General features: G+C 36.2%; 16 protein-coding genes and 2 pseudogenes. 3 read left to right on the top strand and 15 right to left on the bottom strand.

The annotated features are described in order from the left end of the window. Positions 1-4 precede the first annotated feature (4 nt). From OR571_RS14980 to OR571_RS15005, 6 genes are all read right to left on the bottom strand, one after another. Positions 5-1003, bottom strand: coding sequence for an ABC transporter substrate-binding protein (locus OR571_RS14980; protein ID WP_282244198.1), 999 nt, complete (start codon positions 1001-1003; stop codon positions 5-7). Positions 1004-1829: 826 nt separating this feature from the next. Continuing rightward, a complete protein-coding gene (locus tag OR571_RS14985) occupies positions 1830-2381 on the bottom strand; it encodes a GNAT family N-acetyltransferase (RefSeq protein WP_282243870.1) in 552 nt (183 codons plus the stop codon). 21 nt (positions 2382-2402) lie between these two features. Beyond that, the gene (locus OR571_RS14990; protein WP_282243871.1) at positions 2403-2729 is read right to left on the bottom strand and encodes a YnfA family protein; all 327 of its coding nucleotides are present in this window, start codon (positions 2727-2729) and stop codon (positions 2403-2405) included. A 33-nt stretch (positions 2730-2762) separates the two neighbouring features. Further along, positions 2763-3239 carry an NUDIX hydrolase gene (locus OR571_RS14995; protein ID WP_282243872.1) on the bottom strand — a complete coding sequence of 159 codons (477 nt, stop codon included), beginning with the start codon at positions 3237-3239 and terminating at the stop codon, positions 2763-2765. A gap of 2 nt (positions 3240-3241) precedes the next feature. After that, the gene (locus tag OR571_RS15000) at positions 3242-3712 is read right to left on the bottom strand and encodes a YbaK/EbsC family protein (RefSeq protein WP_282243873.1); all 471 of its coding nucleotides are present in this window, start codon (positions 3710-3712) and stop codon (positions 3242-3244) included. 92 nt (positions 3713-3804) lie between these two features. After that, complete coding sequence (locus tag OR571_RS15005; protein WP_142540271.1) at positions 3805-3960, bottom strand: DUF1540 domain-containing protein; 156 nt, start codon at positions 3958-3960, stop codon at positions 3805-3807. Between the two features lie 119 nt (positions 3961-4079). Between OR571_RS15005 and OR571_RS15010 the strand changes: the two genes are divergently transcribed. Continuing rightward, positions 4080-4457, top strand: a complete 378-nt coding sequence (locus tag OR571_RS15010; RefSeq protein ID WP_282243874.1) for an SLAP domain-containing protein — start codon at positions 4080-4082, stop codon at positions 4455-4457. A gap of 428 nt (positions 4458-4885) precedes the next feature. Here OR571_RS15010 and OR571_RS15015 read toward each other — a convergent pair whose 3' ends face one another. Then, positions 4886-7093 carry a bifunctional diguanylate cyclase/phosphodiesterase gene (locus tag OR571_RS15015; protein ID WP_282243875.1) on the bottom strand — a complete coding sequence of 736 codons (2208 nt, stop codon included), beginning with the start codon at positions 7091-7093 and terminating at the stop codon, positions 4886-4888. A gap of 179 nt (positions 7094-7272) precedes the next feature. After that, a pseudogene (locus tag OR571_RS15025) lies at positions 7273-8162 on the bottom strand (phosphate/phosphite/phosphonate ABC transporter substrate-binding protein). 229 nt (positions 8163-8391) lie between these two features. On the opposite strand from OR571_RS15025, the gene OR571_RS15030 reads away from it, so the two are divergent. Further along, positions 8392-8676: a phospholipase gene (locus tag OR571_RS15030; RefSeq protein ID WP_282243877.1), complete on the top strand. Its 285-nt coding sequence runs from the start codon at positions 8392-8394 to the stop codon at positions 8674-8676. A 52-nt stretch (positions 8677-8728) separates the two neighbouring features. Here OR571_RS15030 and OR571_RS15035 read toward each other — a convergent pair whose 3' ends face one another. The 5 genes from OR571_RS15035 to OR571_RS15055 all read right to left on the bottom strand — a co-directional run bounded on the left by OR571_RS15035 (position 8729) and on the right by OR571_RS15055 (position 11719). Then, positions 8729-8926, bottom strand: coding sequence for a cysteine-rich CWC family protein (locus OR571_RS15035; RefSeq protein ID WP_282243878.1), 198 nt, complete (start codon positions 8924-8926; stop codon positions 8729-8731). Positions 8927-8936: 10 nt separating this feature from the next. Further along, positions 8937-9530 (bottom strand): GGDEF domain-containing protein, encoded by a 594-nt coding sequence (locus tag OR571_RS15040; RefSeq protein WP_282243879.1) that lies wholly within the window; start codon positions 9528-9530, stop codon positions 8937-8939. Between the two features lie 134 nt (positions 9531-9664). Then, a complete protein-coding gene (locus tag OR571_RS15045) occupies positions 9665-9958 on the bottom strand; it encodes an RNA polymerase alpha subunit C-terminal domain-containing protein (RefSeq protein ID WP_282244204.1) in 294 nt (97 codons plus the stop codon). A gap of 230 nt (positions 9959-10188) precedes the next feature. Next, positions 10189-10692, bottom strand: a complete 504-nt coding sequence (locus OR571_RS15050) for a GNAT family N-acetyltransferase (RefSeq protein WP_282243880.1) — start codon at positions 10690-10692, stop codon at positions 10189-10191. Between the two features lie 22 nt (positions 10693-10714). Continuing rightward, a complete protein-coding gene (locus OR571_RS15055) occupies positions 10715-11719 on the bottom strand; it encodes a glutathione S-transferase family protein (protein ID WP_282243881.1) in 1005 nt (334 codons plus the stop codon). A gap of 238 nt (positions 11720-11957) precedes the next feature. Here OR571_RS15055 and OR571_RS15060 point away from each other — a divergent pair. Beyond that, positions 11958-13323: pseudogene (locus tag OR571_RS15060) on the top strand (PepSY-associated TM helix domain-containing protein). A 72-nt stretch (positions 13324-13395) separates the two neighbouring features. Here the strand turns inward: OR571_RS15060 and OR571_RS15065 are convergent. Both OR571_RS15065 and OR571_RS15070 read right to left on the bottom strand, forming a co-directional pair. Then, positions 13396-15981: a polynucleotide kinase-phosphatase gene (locus tag OR571_RS15065; RefSeq protein WP_282243882.1), complete on the bottom strand. Its 2586-nt coding sequence runs from the start codon at positions 15979-15981 to the stop codon at positions 13396-13398. Continuing rightward, positions 15978-17339, bottom strand: coding sequence for a 3' terminal RNA ribose 2'-O-methyltransferase Hen1 (locus OR571_RS15070; RefSeq protein ID WP_348775047.1), 1362 nt, complete (start codon positions 17337-17339; stop codon positions 15978-15980). Before OR571_RS15070 ends, OR571_RS15065 begins: the two co-directional genes overlap by 4 nt. Positions 17340-17350 lie beyond the last annotated feature (11 nt).

Raw genomic sequence — 17350 nt, forward strand, 5'->3', positions numbered from 1 at the left:
TCTTTTACTTCAGTAAGTCTTCAATTGCCGCGTCTAAAAATTTCACTTTCGACCATGCAGTTCCACCTTGCGCTAATGGATCTACAGCATTCACAAATACATGGTTGTTTTTAGCAGCTTCTACGCTTTTGAAAATAGGGTTATTTAATAAATCGTCAAGCGCAGTTGCATTATCTGTATTTTCGCTCGTTTCAAATTGTAAGAAGATATAATCTGGATTAATCTCCGCTAAAGCTTCCAGTGAAAGTTCAGCCTGTGCCTCCGTTTTTGTAATTACTTCTGGAATAGTTACACCTAAATCTTCATAAATTACTGGGTTTAAATAAACGCCTGCTGGATAAACACACATGCTTCCTTGACGAATACGAACAACTAAAACACTTTTATCTTTTAAAGATTCTTGAATTTTCCCTTTCGCTTCAGAAGCCTTTGCATCATAATCTGTAATAATATTTTCTGCTTCAGCATCTTTTCCTGTTAATTGACCTAGTAATCTTAAATTTTCTTTCCAGTTAGTTGAAATATGAGAATAAGGAATCATTGTTTGGATTTTGTTTAAGGATGATACGACATCCTCACCATGTTTAGAGGAGCCTAAAATAACATCAGGATCTAACGCTAAAATCGACTCATTGTTGGGAGCAAATTTATCCCCAACTAATGATGCACCTTCTAGTTCTTTTGCTAAATAACCTGGAATTTCACCGGCAATTTCCAATACTCCCACTGGCTTTACCCCTAAAATTGCAGCGTCTTCCATTGACTCAAGACTAGCGGCCACAATATTATTCACCTGTGCTGGTAAGACATAATCTTCCCCTAAATATGTAATCGTTTGTTCTGTCGCAGCTTCTTCTTTAACCTCTGTTTTCGCTTCTTGTTCTACATCCGCAACCTCTTCCGTTTTCTCTTCTTTTGCAGTTGCTTCCCTTTCTTGATCACCGCATGCAGCTAAAGTTAAAGCTAGTAGTGCCGATGCACCAATAAACCAATACTTTCTCATTGTCATTTTATAACTAACTCCTTTTCATATTTATTAAACTAGGCCGAGTTTAATTGATAACGATTATCATTATCATGATACGTCATTAAAAAATAGAATTACAATACTATTTTTAAAAAAATTAGTACATTAAGAATAGATATTTTTTATTGAACAAAAGTGCTACTGAGTATATCTCAGCCGCGATATGGCGAATGGAAATGAGCAATAATATTGGGATGCCGCACATTATAGAGAAACTGTGCGGTAGTGAGTTGAATGAAGTGTCCGCTAGGATTTCCGCTACAGGGCGTACGCTTTCCGCCGGCTTGGCTGGAGTCCACGCCCTTTCGCTCCAATCCATCATAATAGCTAACAACTCAACTTTAACTCTTTCCATTAAAGGCAACAAACTAGTCGCTGAAAGTAACTAAATTAGCAGGAAAGCAATCAAATCGAAAAAGAACAAGTTTACTTCTAAAAGCGATAATTATTAAGCGATGCTATCCCAATAAATGGTTGAGGAATTCGAGCTTTATCCTGCTAAATGCGGATACTAAATGAGCAAGAAATTCCCATTGATTGTAGCGCAAGGCGGCGACACCTGCGGGATCAGCGGGACAGGTGAGACCCCGCAGGAGCGTGCAACGAGGAGGCTCACCGCCCGCCCCGCGGTAAGCGTCCTCCTGGAGCGGAAATCAATTGCCTTTGCCGTATCTCTTACGTCGCAGTTTCCCTATACTTATCGACAAGCCAAAGAGAGCTTATAATTCCCTAAGCCATAAAAACACCTAGCTCTGACACAATTTAACATTGTATCGAACTAGGTGTTCATAAATATTACTTATCAATTAATAAGCTCTCTTTTAGTATATTCGATTAACCAGCAATCTCGATATTCACCTTCGTGGAGCTCGTTTTTAGGCAAGAGCTTTACTTTCTTAAATCCACTTTTTTCATAACAGCGGATTGCTCTTTCATTCCATGTTTGAGGATCCATCACCACTCTGTCTGCTTGTTTTTGTTCAAGTAAAAACTTCACAGTAGAATTCACTAAGAGTGTTCCTATACCTTTATTCCAATAGGCAACTTCTCCAATGAATTGATCCATACCATATAAAACTTCAGTGATATCTGCATAACCATATAATTTTCGCTCATCACGATCCACAGGATAAAATTGAATATATCCAATTGGAACTTTGTCAAACACGACAATACACCTGACTACTTCATTTTCTCGGTTGTAAAATTTCTCCTGCACTTTATTGGTGTCAAAAGGGTTGTCTCTTCCCTCATAAAACTCAAGCACAGCTGGATCGGAAAGCCATTTGGCTAATAAAGAACTATCTTGTTGCTCTAATAATCGAACAGATAGCTTGTCATTTTGAAATAACATCTTCCACACTCCCCCTTTTAGTTAACTTCGAGGTGCAAACAGGATAACAGACACGCCAATTATGCATATGAAAGCCCCGATCCAATCATATGTATCTGGCACTTTTTTATCGACACCCCAGCCCCAAAGAACTGATAAAACAATAAATACGCCCCCATAGGCTGCATACACTCTACCGAAAGAAGGAAACATTTGAAATGTAGCGATCACACCATAAAGAGCCAATGCAATACCACCAATAAGCCCTAAATATGCAGACTTGCCTTCTCTCAGCCATTGCCAAATAAGATAGCCACCTCCTATTTCAGCTAAACCAGCAATCAAAAATAGTGCAATTACGGAAAACAAAATATACTCATCCTCTCGAACTAATACATACAATTATTTTGTTTCTACAATATGATTTACACTCATTGGTAAATCTAATATTCTCTCTTTTAGAAATAGAGGATATAAGCTCATATCTTTTAATTCTTCCAAGGCAATCCAATAATATGTATGTATTTTTCCGTTTTCATTTATGGTAAATTCATTTCCTCTGGTTAATAAGTCCTCGTTTTGCAACTCTACTAAATAGAAAAAACAAATTTCATGAAATTTCTCCTTCGACGTAGATTCTATAAAAAAGTTTTCATTTACCCATAACAGTCGTTTTACATTCACCTCTATGGAAAGCTCTTCTTCCATTTCACGTGTTACTGCCCTTTCACTTGTTTCGTTCAACATTACCCTACCACCTGGAACATAATAATACGATTGGTTTTCATCTTTCATGATGAGTAATTTACTGTCATGTATTAATAACCCTGCTACCCGGTAATTGAATCTGCCTTCTACTGTTTGAAATGAGATATCCATGTTTATACCCATCCTTTACAAACGTCTACCCATACCTGCCCGTTTGCATATGTAAATATCTCTTCACAAGTAAGTTCTATAGCACTATTACTGCTGCCACAAGCAGGAAAAACAGTTTCAAAACGTTTTAAGGACTCATCTAAATACACAGCTACATCGTTTGGAACACCAAACGGACAAACACCACCTACTGCATGTCCTACGTGTTCGAGTACTTCATCTGGAGTTAGCATTTTTGCTTTTACTCCAAAAGTCGCTTTGAATTTAGCATTATCGATTTTAGCGTCGCCTGCCGCTACTACCAAAATACATTTATCTTCTTTTTTAAAGGATAATGTTTTGGCTATACGTGCTCCTTCTACATTTAGAGCTTGAGCGGCTAACTCAACCGTTGCACTAGATGCCTCGTATTCCAAGATTCTTTCTTCGATTCCAAATTGTTTAAAATGATCTCTTACTACCTCAATTGCCATTAGTTACACCTCGTTTTTTTAATAGTTAAACTTCTCCTCTAATAGTACCATTAAATAAAAGGACAACCAAAAAGATGGTTGTCCTAGGTGTACTACGCTTCTGGTTCAAATGTTTTACAATCTGTTTCTTCACTATTGGAAGCTTGTTTCCCTTTATTACTTACAACATAAATAGCAGTAGCATTACACTTGTTTCCAGATCCCCAATACGTACAGTTGTTTACTTCACAAAGAACATCTTGAGCCATAGTTTCACACCTCCTCATTGCTAGCATGAACAATAGGATTATGATTAATACTAGTACAAACGAAGTGCGTATTAGTAGATGTGTTAAAATGAAATTATTTATATTGGGGGAATGAGTTAATGCAAAAGCTTATATTTGAATCAGCATGGGATAAAACGATATCCAATAAGGACCGCAAAGAAATTGAAGCAATCTTTCTCGAAACAAGCCAATCCGACAATCAAGGTATTCAGCTTACACCACTATGGCAAGCTTTCAATCATAAAGGTGAATTATTAGTAACCGTACTTATCCATAACTTCACCATGCATGCTTTTTCCTTTCAAAACACAAAACTAAGATATATTGAAGTAAATGATGTTCTCATCGAGCATTCCTTCACAATACCTTCGATTAGCATTCAAGCGAAAAGTAGTATGCCATGGACGTTTATTTTTCCAAATGAAAACTTAGACAAAAAAATTACCCTTGAAAATGGTCATTTAGAGATTGTTTAATGCTAATTTACAGTTGTAGGAATATGCTAACAAGCAAATTCTAAACAGTTCTTCGACTGTGTAAATCCAGTTAATAGCTAAGAGCAACCAACCAGTCGTTGAAAGCAATCAATTCTACTTGAAAAGCAACTAAATGAGCAGGAGAGCAACCAAATTACTAGTGAAAGCAACCATTTCTTAAAATAAAAAGTTTACTTGATGTGAGACGCCGATGATTATAACCAGTTATTTATAATCATTGCGCAATTGGATTACGGTGTTGCGAGTTTGAAGGGAAATGTTGTGCATTTTGCCTACCTCTTATTTCGCACTATCCCTATTATGCGCAACATCTCTTCTCATTTTCATACTAAAATAAAAAAGAAGTGCAGTTCCATCATTTGGTCTACCTTCTTTTTGATCTACAACTATTCATTCATACTGGTACGTTACGAAGGTTGTTCTAAAAGATTAACGATCTCTTTATAGCTCACTGGCTTACTTATATAATATCCTTGAATCAACTCACAATTATAGCTTTGGAGCATATCATATTGTTCCTTATGCTCCACACCTTCTGCCACAACACGTAAGCCTATTGTATGCGCTAGCTTAATAATCGTCTCTATAAATTTAGCGTCTTTTTCAGATTGAAGCATTCCGTCTACAAAGCTTTTATCAATCTTTACATGATTGATTGGTAAGCTATTTAAGTAGCTTAAAGAAGAATAGCCGGTTCCAAAATCATCAAGATGAATAGAAAATCCAAGTTTCTTTAGTTCCACTAGCTTTTGCTTGTTTAAATCAAATGATTTCATCATAGCAGTTTCTGTAATTTCGAGTTCTATCCAGTTAGGAGAAACGCCCGAAGATTCTACTATTTCTCTTATATTATCGACAAAATCTTGTTGCATAATATGCACTGGAGAAATGTTGACGGCTATGCTCACTGGACGTTTCCTATCTTTATTGATATCTTGAATTGTTCTACATGCTTGCTTTAATACCCATTTATCTATCTCTACTATTTGACCAGTCATTTCAGCGACTTGAATTATTTGTAAAATATTATAATTAGAAAGCGCTGGTGCGTTTGTTCTTAAAAGTGCTTCTATGCTAGCAATTCTTTCTTCATCCGGTTTAAATAATGGTTGGAAAAACAACTCAAATACATCTTTATCGAGACATTCTCGAATTCCATTTTCTATTTTAAATTTATCTTCTAGCTGCTTTTTCATTCCTTCATCAAATATTCTATATCCGTTTTTCCCTAAGCTTTTCGCTTGATACATTGCCATATCAGCAAGCTTTAATAATTCTTCCGACGTATTAGCATGAAGTGGATATAAGGAAACGCCAACACTTGCGGTAACATTTAAGATTCTAGAATCTACCATAAAAGGTATATCAAACTGATGGATGATTTCCTCCGCCAAGCTTTTTGCTTGTTCTACTGACTCCAAATCATGCATAACAACGATAAACTCATCACCACTTATGCGCGCAACTTCTTTATTTGCAGCTGATAATTCATTTAGCTTTTTGGCTATCTCTGCAATTAGCTTATCTCCAAAAGAGTGTCCAAGGGTATCGTTCACTGTTTTAAAATTATCTAAATCAACAAAAATAATTGCTTTTAAGTGCTCACTTAGATTGTTTTGTAAGGCTGCAGTTAGCGATTCTTGTAGGCTTCTTCTATTTAATAAACCCGTGAGCGAATCATAGGATGCTAAATGTTTTATCTTGTCCTCTCTCGTTTTTATAGCCAAAATCATACTGTTAAAGCCATTCGCAAGACGCTCTATTTCCTCATAATCATGTACTTTTGCCTGCACATCATAGTTTCCATTTTCAACGAAAATCATTAGTTTTCCAAGTTTTTTTAATGGTCGAACGCCTCTTAACGTAGCAAAATAAGCAATAACACCAAATAGTAGAAGACAAAATAGTCCGATCGCCAGTATAGGTTGATGCCTTTTTATAAGATTTCGAATTATTTCTTCTTTGCTTATCACGGTGACAATACTCATGTCATTTTCCACAATTGGATGAGACCGTACTATATAGTCCTTATTTTGTATAGTGTATGGAACATAACTTTTTTCTGTTTCTTTTACAATTTTGGCGTGTTCATTTCCAAAAAGCGTTTCACCAATCATATGATTATCACGATTAGCTAATATGGTGCCATTACTACTTAGTAATAAAACGAATCCATCTTCTCCAATTTTCGAATTACTTATTTGACTACTCATTTTTGGGAGATTCATATCTATCGCAATAACCCCTAGCGTTCCCCTCGGACTTTCGATAGACTTGGAAGCTGTAATTATAATCTCTTGTGTCACATAGTCCAGGTAAGGCTCCGTCCAACATACTTCTCCTGGATTTTGCATAGCAAGCTTGTACCAAAGCTGTTCTGCTGGATGATAATCGTCCGGAATTTCCTTATATTCTCCTCTGTAAAATTCACCATTCGCTAGGCCATACATCATTTTTCCATTCACAACAGAATTTTTTTGATATTCTTCTAACATGGATGCAATCTCAGCTTGACTACTAGAATAGTCATTTAACATTAGCAAGGAATGACTAAGCTGATTCAACGTATTCTCCACTGTTAAAAATTGATAACCAAAAGATAAAAAGGTTTGCATAAGGACAGATTCTGCTTCCTTTTTATACAGTTCTTCCAAACTTTCATTTAAATTTTTATATGACAATAAAATAAATAGAGACATTGTCACAATACACATTGACACAATCAAAGTTGTTATCCAAAATTTAATACTTCTTATTTTCAAAAGGTCCACCCATCTCCTGCAACCCATGTCTATTATTCGCCTTTTAAGAAATACTCGTACATATACTCTTTACCAAGAATGTTCGCTATATTTCTTATAGAGTGATAATATTTATTGTCTACTTCTATGTATTTCTCAATTGTATTATCAAAGCTATTCAAAGCATCTGGTTTTTCTGTATGTATTTCTAACATAGCTTTTGAAAAACGTTTTTGTATTTTCTTGTCTAAATCACTTCTTGCAACGTAGGGAGCTCCTGGAATATTTTCCGATTTCCAATGATGATCACATCTTCCGATCTTACTTCCCCTTTTGCTATTAAGTTTTCATACTGAACACTACTAATAGCTCCGGCATCTACTTCTTTTGAAAGAATTTTAGCTAGCACTTGATCATGTGAACCTGCATACTGGGTTTCGTTGAAGTACGTTTCGTATGCTATATTTCTACTCTTTAACAATGCGTAAGGAAGTACAAATCCACTTGTTGAACCAGAGTCAACGAATGCAAACTTCTTTTCTTTTAGTTCCTTAATGCTGCTAATACCTGAATCTTTCCTTGCTATAATTAGTGAATTATAGTAAATGTCTGTACCTTTTCTTTGTTGAACAATTAAAGGGGTAAGCTCCATTTCACTTTCAGCCGCAACATAAGAAAATGCTCCATACCATCCTATATCGATTGTTTCTTTTTTCATTCCTTCTATTAAGCTAACATAACTATCGGTTGCGTATACTTCGATAGGAATACCCAATTGTTCTTCTAGATACAGTCGAATAGGTTCAAACTCCATTTCCATTTCATTTACATTTTTTACAGGAATCATTCCGATTGTTAATTTTTTTGGAGTAGTAGCACAACTTGTTAAGATGAAGCTTATTACAAGAATACTTATTAAAAACGTGAATTTTCTCCTACTCATCGATATAAGCACCCCATCATAATAGTCCCGTTATTGTTAGTTACTATTATACTATAGCTGTGTTAAGTATTTGTTAATTTCTTATATAATTATGTATTTGAATGTCCTTCAATCGTCAGCATCAAAATATTTTTTATTATCCAGAAAAGAATAGGTAGTAGTTTATACATATGTGTTTTTTATTGAATAGCTTATAAGAGGTAAAAAATAATCAAAGGAGGTTATAAGATTGACACGTAGAAGAAATCCTCGTTTTTGTATATTTCCAGGATATAATTGGTGTGGACCTGGTTGTAGCGGCCCCGGTGCACCTATAAATGAAGTAGATGCAGCATGTAAAGCCCATGATGAATGTTATAGTAGAGGTAGAAATCGATGTGAATGTGACCGCGAGTTTCTCGAGCGTCTACGTCCAAATATAAACCCTTATACACAACAAGGAAGACATGCTCGACTTCTTTATAATTATATGAAATTGCAAGCAAGCTTTACTTGTAACTCTTTTAGAATATAAGATTAATCAAATTCTCTATAGAAAAAAATCTGAATACCACCGAAAACGGCATTCAGATTTTTTGCACTTCCTCTTTATATTTCGTTACGCAATTTTGACAAATACAATGCTTTCTTATACTTTCTTCGGGGACTAATTCAAAAATCCCTTTTGGAAATTTCTCTATCGTACACCAACATCCATTTGGCTCGGTTGCATCTACCATGCATTTGTTTTCCTCTCCGCAAAGCGGGCAATGGGTATTAGCCATTTCAATCCTCCTATTTTACATAAATCTTTAGTTGGTTCAGTCCGTTTATTTTTGCGTTATTTAACTCTTCACCAGCCATTACATACATACCATCCAAGCTATCAAACTGGTTGCACTGGCCCCATGCTCCCCCTACACTAATCGTTACAGTGTAAGCGTGTTGTTCCGAACAATAGAGTAAAGACATTTCCTCTACCGCAGTCCTCAATTCTTCTGCAATATGTTTTATTTCACTTTGTCTAATATGCTTCAAAAAAACAACGAACTCATCACCACCAAATCTTCCTACTACTCCTCCATGCTTTTCAATAATTTTCTTCATGCAAGCTGCTATTTGCTGTAAAGCACGGTCCCCTTCTATAGAACCATGAAAATCATTATATCGTTTAAAATAATCAAGATCTATAATTAGTAGAGCCACCCAGATATCTGCACTGCCTTCATCATTCCACAATTGTGAAAGAGTTTCGGTAAAATATTTCCGATTTGCTAGCTTTGTCAAATCATCGTAGAACTCTTCCACATTTAAATTTACATTCATTTGGTCCAGATTCTCTATTACTTTCTTTTGCTTAGTAAACTCTTTTTTCAAATGGTCACTCATTCTACCTATCCCCCATTTCATTCCAAATGAAAATTAGTTATCTTAATTGTATAACATTATATTCAGAGTATTCAATTAAAATAAGAAAGGTATCGGATTCTAATAAATTTCAGAATCTGATACCTTTAAATACTTCATTTTTTAAATGATAAGCCTTCCGCGTTTAGCGCAACTCTTAGCTTTGGTAAAGATGCCGGTCCCATACCGTGAAACTTTAGAATGTCTTTTTCGCTAAAGCTTGATAGTTGCTCCAATGAGGTGATTCCATTGTTTTCTAATGCACGTCTTGCAGGGGCGGAAAGTAGAGAAAGAAACCCAGTTGCAGGTTTTCGTTCCTGTTCACAAGTCGGACATGTAGGACAGTCGCTACTTTTGTAGTATTCGTGTCCTTTTTCGCATTTTCTTAAAGTTTTTGGGTTATTATTGATGGCTGATTTCTCCTTTTCTAAATATTTTTTCCGTAAAAAAACTATTACAACTATTCGTTCATATTTTACAACTAACTTTCCCTTTTCTCCAACTAAATCTACCTACTATACAACTAAACTTTTTTCTGATTCATTTACGAGTAAATCTAGATAGAGTGGATTCATACATAATAAAAACCAGCTATAGTGACCCATAAGTCGTTGTAGCCGGTTCTTTTGAAAATGTTTCACTAAAAACGAATGCGAAAAGCTTTTACGATAATACCATCATTTGCTGGTTCAAAGTCAAACTGAGGCAACCGTTCAAAACCTAAATGTTCATATAATTTTAAGGCATTTTCCATAAAATCTGCAGTATGAAGACCCATTTCCGAGAAACCCTTCTCCTTTGCTCGTTTAATACATTCATTAATGAGCAATGTTGCCACACCTTTTCCTCTAGCTTTAGAAGAGGTAGCAAGCATTCGTAACTCGGGATATCCAAGTTCGTCTTCCAAGAGACCTTCATATGCTTTTATATCAGGAGAAAACAAAGCAACACTTCCTAAAATTTCTCCGTCATCTTCTACTACTATTCGTTCCACACCAGTTTCAATATCTCCATCCGATAAGATGGATTTTCTTAAAGCCTGCCAATGGGCTTCTGGTATTTTTGCTGCATGCTCCTCATATGCAGCTAATCTTAGCTCTCTAATTGTAGAGAGCTCTGCTGGTACAGCATCTCGGATAATCACTGATTCTCCATCTCCTTACATCTTATTTACTTTCGTGAATGAGAAACTTTTCTTTATTTCCACTTAAATCTTCGCGGTTATGTGCAGAATGGAAGTTAGAAGTATCCGGACCTTTTGGTAAAATATTTAGGCTTTTTTGATCATCACTCGCGATATGATTAGATAAATGATAATGTATTTTAATCGCCTCAAAATCCGTTGTATCTCCAAAACCAGGTGTTTGGTATAAATCTCTTAAATATCCCCATAAATTCGGGAAGTCTACAATACGATTTCGATTCGTTTTAAAAGCAGAATAATACGCAACATCAAAGCGGACAAGCGTTGCATACAAACGAACATCAGAATCAGTTATAAAGTCTCCAAATAAAAAGCGCTCCGTGGATAAACGTTGTTCTAATTCATCCAATCGCTCAAACAACACATCATATGCCTCTTCATACGCTTCTTGTGAACGAGCAAATCCACATTTGTACACACCATTATTTACTTCATGGAAAATAACGTCACTTAATGCGTCGATTTCTTCGCGTAAATGCTCCGGATATAAATCTGGTGCATATTCCTTATGAAATGGAGCCCAAGCAGTTTCCAAATGATTGGTTAATCTAAAATAATCGTTATTCACTGCTTTTCCTTCTTTAATATCCACAATGACGGGCACAGTTGGTCTCCCCACATACTCTGGGTCTGCCTTTTTATATACTTCGCTTATATATTGAATACCTAAAACAGGGTCTACTCCGTCTTTATCTAAAGAAAATTCCCAATCTACGCGTTCGATATTAGGACGCATTGGACTTGCTGTACCTAAACTAATGACATTCTCTAAACCTAGTAAGCTTCTCACAATGACAGAGCGATGCGCCCATGGACAAACAGCAGCCCATAGAAGACGATATCGTCCTGCTTCTACCGGAAGTTCACCAGCGTTATTTCCAAAAGGGGTATTAAAGCGATTTTGTTGGCGATTAAATTTTCCTTTTTCATCCACTTCAGTTGGTGCTTTTTTCTGTTGCTTTTCCATTTTTATCATCCTCATCTATTTAATAATTTTTAAATACATAGTTTTCTTCTTGGTTTAATTAAGTTTATTGTGTTTTTATCTTGAAGTCAAGGTAATGATTTTAATTAAAATAGAAGCAGCATTTCGTTGCCAACTACAATCCAAATTTTTTTTACATAAGCTTTATATTTCAATCAAATTTCACAACCGTTTTATAAAATAAAATTCAGAACGCAAATTCAAATATGGGAGAACAAATTTGAAGAATAAAAAGCGCTTTTATAATATATTTTGGCGGTGGCATTTTTACGCGGGGATATTTATTGCCCCATTACTGATAACGTTAACAATTAGTGGTATCGGATATTTATTTTATACAAATGTGGAAAATCAATTGTATGATCATTTATTTTTTGGTAACAGCAACAAAGATGAAAGTGTCTCTATAGACAGAGCGATAGAAAATGCAGAAAGCAACTTTAACGGGTATAGTGTAGCAAAGATTAGCGTTTTGAATGATGATTATAATACAAGATTTACAATGACTAATACAGAAGGCGATCAGAAATATGTCTTTATTGATGATCATAATCAGATCGTAGGGAGTCAGAATACAGCAACTACTTATTCGAATGTGATGAGAGGTTTACATAGTTCTTTATTTGTAGGTGGCACCGTTGTAAACTATTTGGTTGAATTAGCAGCATGTTGGGCTATATTTTTACTTATTTCAGGAGTTTATATGTCATTTAAAGGAAAGGTCTTTAAAAGACAGAAAGGAACCAAAAATAAGAGACAAAAGCATAAAAAACTTCATGCTATTACTGGTACAATAATAGCCATTCCAATGGTTATTTTAATCTTTACTGGTTTACCTTGGTCAGCTCTTATGGGTGATGTCATATACTCAACGGCACAATCACATCCATCCATTGGTATTCCAGAATTACAACAAGTTCCACCCATATCAGAGATAAACGAAATCCCTTGGGCTACTCGTAAAAATGAAGCTCCTACTTCAGCCGATGCTCACGCTCACCATCATGGTATGGCTAGTAATATGGCCGATAACGAAAATATGATCAGCTTGCAACAACTGATGGAGAAAATTGACGAATCACATATCTCTAAACCATACTCTATCGTTTATCCAATGAGTGAAGATGGTGTATATACCGTTTCGAAAGGGAGCAATACGGGTGTCACTGGTCTAGATGTTAGTCCAAATGAAGAAGTGACTAGCTATTTTGATCAATAGTAGCGGCAAGTTGATATCAAAAGTTGGTTACGAAGATTATGGTATCTTAGGAAAATGGTATACTTGGGGTATCCCATTACATGAAGGACATTTATTTGGATGGCCAAATAAAATAATTAATCTACTCGTTTGTTTGGCATTTTTAACTATTATTATTTGGGGCTACAGGATGTGGGGAGATAGAAAAGTAAAAGGTCAATTATCAGCTCCACCCAAAACACCGATGGGTAAAAGTTTTGGAGGATTCATTGTTCTGTTAGTAATTCTCGGTATAATAATGCCACTCTTCGGCTTGTCGTTAATAGTGATTGCTTTAATTGAATTAATAGTTTCTCTACTTCAAAAGAATAAAAATAGTAGTGTGTAAAACATTTAAAAATAGTAGTACAAATCATTAATAAGATTTGTACTACTATTTTTATTCAATCCGATGATTTCTTTAAAGCCTAGGATCTACCGGATCTGATTCCAATGCCAGTGTGGCGAGTACACATTCATGTACACGTTCTATGGATTCGCCGTCAACAAAACGTCTTATACCTTCCAGCCCTAAGGAAAATTCTTTTAAAGCAAGCTTTTGTTTTTTGCCTGTATTTCTATTTTTTAAACGCTTCAAGTTTTCCGGGCTTAAATAATCCATTCCATAAATGATATGCAAATATTTGCGGCCTCTTACTTTAATGGCAGGTTGGATTAGCCTCCCTTTAAATGTAGAAGTGAAAATTTCAGGCTTGATGACAATTCCTTCATGCCCTTCTTTTGTCATTTCTTCCCACCATGCGATGACTTCCTTCTCACTATTACTATCCGAAATAATTTTAAATTCGGTTGTCACGAAAAGAGAGGAATCCTTTGCAAATTCCTTATTCATTTCCATATGCCAAGTGTGCGGTTTATGAAAGAATGTTTCTTCACTATGAGCCATTACGTGAAAAGGTGCAATTTGAATGGCCTCTGTTTCTTCTATATCCCAGCAATATTTTTGGAAAACTTCTTTAAAGATCTCTGCGTTATTTAATTTTTCATCATACTCCCTTATCCAATTCTCTACATTTATATCATTTGCAGACTTTAGCTTTTCCACGATTTTTTTCCGGTCTAACAATGCATTTTCCGATACATGTGCGTACTGGCTACTAATCAATTCTTTCGCTTTTAAATTCCATGGCATGATTTCAGCATCTAAAAGCACATAATCTGTTTGATATTTTTCAAAATAGCGTTTATGTGTGAGTTCTTCCGTTAACTTTCGTACCACTTCTTGCTCTGTTAATCTATCAAAAAATCTTCTGCCTGTTCTTGTATATATAACCCCATCTATTTCGAAGCCAATTTCTTTTTTAGCGACTGCTTGATTTTTAAATAGAAGTAGAACTGCTCGACTACCCATATGCTTTTTCTCGGCAACCATCGTTTCAACCCCATGATTCCGATAATATTCAATCGCTTCTTTTGGGTGTTCTAAGTAATCCAAAAGCGCAGATACCGATGGAGTCGGGCTCATTGTAGGTGGAATATAAAGTAACTGTTCAATCGGAACGGTGTAATGAGAAACCGTATCGATAGCAGATTTTGCAATATTTCCGTGAATCTTTACTTCCCCTAGTTGTTCCGTTTGTACAGAATATCCGTTTATAAACTTTTCAATATTAGGGGGAATTAGACGCTCTATTTCCCACTTTTTCAGCGGATTATCTGATGTTCCTGAATAATCTTTTAGAGCTTTGACAGAGACAAATTGTTGTTCCGGATACCTCATCGCCGTGAGCCTACCTCCAAAAGCAACCCCTTGATCAATATTAATCGTGTTATTTATACGAAGCGGCTGCGGCTTTGGATCATGCCCCCATACAATGGTTAAGCTACCTTTATGGTGAACATACCAGTCTTTACGAATCGGTTTTCCATCAGTATTTATTTCTTCCGTATCACCGTACCGACAGAAATCTTGAATAGTAGTAGATTGCTTCCCAATATACTCGTCCTTTATGCCGGCATGGGTGCAAACGGCTGTCTTTACCCCGTTTTTTTCTAGCACGTAATGGGAAGGAGCTTTAAGAAGAAATTTTTTTAATGTTTCTTTCAATTCTTCCACTTTAGATGAACCATGCTCTTTCTCGTACTGTTCAAACTCCTGCGCAACTTTCTCGTCCCCATGCTTTAGCTCAACATTCCGTCCATCCAGCCACCTAGCAATTTTCCAACCATGATTGCTGTCCGTCATATATGCTAAGCCCTGCTCCACATGTCGTTGAAAAAATTGCATCGTTTTTAATGACTCCGGTCCTCTGCTCATGATATCCCCAACAGACATAAACTTTCTGCCTTCTGGATGGATATAAAGTTCCTCCTCATTTTGTTCATACCCCATTTGTAATAAAAGAGACATCAATTCATCATAGCAGCCATGTACATCTCCTATAATATCAATCCCTTTTCCAACCTCCACAAGAAGCGGATTTTCTTTTCTTATCAGGTCAATATCATCGTCTTCCCGAATGAAATAAACAGATTTAAAGCCTTCTTTCTTAATAAATCGTAATTCCCTTTTCCAATTTTGAAACTGTTGCTTTACTCTTTTTTTCCCACGAGGATTCTTACGTAGTGCATCTCTTTCAAGAAGTATTTCTTGTGGGATATCTAACACAATTGCTGTAATCGGAACATGGTGTCTTTTGGCTAGTCCAATATAATGTTTTCGGTCTTCCGCATAAAGATGAGTTGCATCTACAAATGTTAATTTATTCAACCTACATCTTGCTTCTAAAGCATAATCTAACAAGCGAAAGGCTTCACGAGATAGCGCATGGTAATCATCTGAAAGACTATCCGCTTCATCTCTTGGCCGCTCCGCCCATTGTATAAATTCTGTATCTCCAACGACTGCACGATACTCGTCCGAACTAATGACTTCAGATGATAATATCAGCTGCTCATCTATCCACTTATTCAGAAGCGTAGTCTTACCACTATTGGATACACCAACGAGCAAAACAATTCCAGCGTTTGGTAGCGTAATTTTCATAGCTGATTCTCCTTCCTGATAAACGTGCACATTTGGGTTGGAGAACCGTACTGCATGTCTTCTTCCCCTATCCCTTCGAACGCTATCTCATATTGACCTGAGTGATTCATTTGCTCACACCACTCTCTAAACGCATGCCTTGTCCATTCAAAACGATGATCGCTATGTCGCATTTCATCTGACATTGCATATACACGATTATATTCTTTGTTTGGAGTAGTCACGATTAAGGCACTAGGTTGATAGTATGCTAGTATAAGCGCCATTATTTTAGGTAGTCTTTCTTCATCTATATGCTCAATCACTTCACATAAAATAATGACATCTTTGTTTTTCAAACGTTCATCAAAATAAAACAGGGATCCCCAAATCATAGTTGGCATGGTGAAGTCTTTTTGTTCCTTTAGCTTTTCAAAACGTTTCACCGCTTTTAACGTTTCAGATTCGGAAGGCTCCACTGCTAGTATTTCTTCTACCCCATTCACAAAGCCTAATTTAGCGGATAACTTTCCTTCTCCCGAACCAAAATCGACTACTTTACGTTTCTTTGGAAGAGCTGACACCTTGTCGACTATTTTTTCATAGCGCAACTCGTTTAACGGTAATTGCTTCGTACGAATTGGCTGCAGGTTTTCTTCTGGTTTTTCAAACTGATCATATAATTCTTTGAATCTTAATGCCTTGCGAATAATGAATTCTTTTTCTGGATGCGTATCGAGCCAGCCCTCTCCGTATCGTTTCAACTTTTCAATTTCTGTATCATCAATAAAATAATGCTTGTAGTTATCCAATACCGGGATGAGGACGAATAACTGGTGAAGTCCTTTTTGAAGCGTGCTCATTCCTGAGAGTGTAATATAGCAGGCTGAGCTTTTCTCTTTTATTTGAAATGAATAGTCCGTTTCTCCAAACTCGATGTTAACCTCATAGCCTAACGGTTCAAAAAGATTGCGAATCTCCTGTTCACTTAACTCCGTTGCCACAGGACCAAAACTAAAATGGAAAGAAAAAGAGTGCTCTACCCATTTTTCATAAGCTTCTTTTGGCTTGCCATTTAATGCAGTACTCAAAGCAGGACGAATAAGCGAAGTGAAAATACTACTCACCGCAAATTCCCTGTCATTTATGTAATGTGTGATGTCATAAGCACCAGACGACTGATTGATAAGAGAAAGTGGGTCAGGCGTAACAAAGATTGTCATCTCCATCTGTTTATCTGTAAATGTAGAAAAAAAGAGCCGTATTGCATGATCTTTATGTGTTCGCTCATATAAATTACTCGGATTTTTAGCAAGCAGATGGGAGAGAACTTGTACATTTTCACCTGTCGCTCTAATCGTTAGTTGCACTATATCCACCCTTTCCTGTT

Source organism: Psychrobacillus sp. NEAU-3TGS, from assembly GCF_029955155.1.
Lineage (GTDB): Bacteria > Bacillota > Bacilli > Bacillales_A > Planococcaceae > Psychrobacillus.

Excerpts from the sequence above, each read along its gene's own strand:
- OR571_RS14980 (WP_282244198.1), bottom strand. The coding sequence starts at position 1,003 with ATGAGAAAGTATTGGTTTATTGGTGCATCGGCACTACTAGCTTTAACT.
- OR571_RS14985 (WP_282243870.1), bottom strand. The coding sequence starts at position 2,381 with ATGTTATTTCAAAATGACAAGCTATCTGTTCGATTATTAGAGCAACAA.
- OR571_RS14995 (WP_282243872.1), bottom strand. The coding sequence starts at position 3,239 with ATGGATATCTCATTTCAAACAGTAGAAGGCAGATTCAATTACCGGGTA.
- OR571_RS15000 (WP_282243873.1), bottom strand. The coding sequence starts at position 3,712 with ATGGCAATTGAGGTAGTAAGAGATCATTTTAAACAATTTGGAATCGAA.
- OR571_RS15005 (WP_142540271.1), bottom strand. The coding sequence starts at position 3,960 with ATGGCTCAAGATGTTCTTTGTGAAGTAAACAACTGTACGTATTGGGGA.
- OR571_RS15010 (WP_282243874.1), top strand. The coding sequence starts at position 4,080 with ATGCAAAAGCTTATATTTGAATCAGCATGGGATAAAACGATATCCAAT.
- OR571_RS15015 (WP_282243875.1), bottom strand. The coding sequence starts at position 7,093 with ATGCAAACCTTTTTATCTTTTGGTTATCAATTTTTAACAGTGGAGAAT.
- OR571_RS15035 (WP_282243878.1), bottom strand. The coding sequence starts at position 8,926 with ATGGCTAATACCCATTGCCCGCTTTGCGGAGAGGAAAACAAATGCATG.
- OR571_RS15040 (WP_282243879.1), bottom strand. The coding sequence starts at position 9,530 with ATGAGTGACCATTTGAAAAAAGAGTTTACTAAGCAAAAGAAAGTAATA.
- OR571_RS15055 (WP_282243881.1), bottom strand. The coding sequence starts at position 11,719 with ATGGAAAAGCAACAGAAAAAAGCACCAACTGAAGTGGATGAAAAAGGA.
- OR571_RS15065 (WP_282243882.1), bottom strand. The coding sequence starts at position 15,981 with ATGAAAATTACGCTACCAAACGCTGGAATTGTTTTGCTCGTTGGTGTA.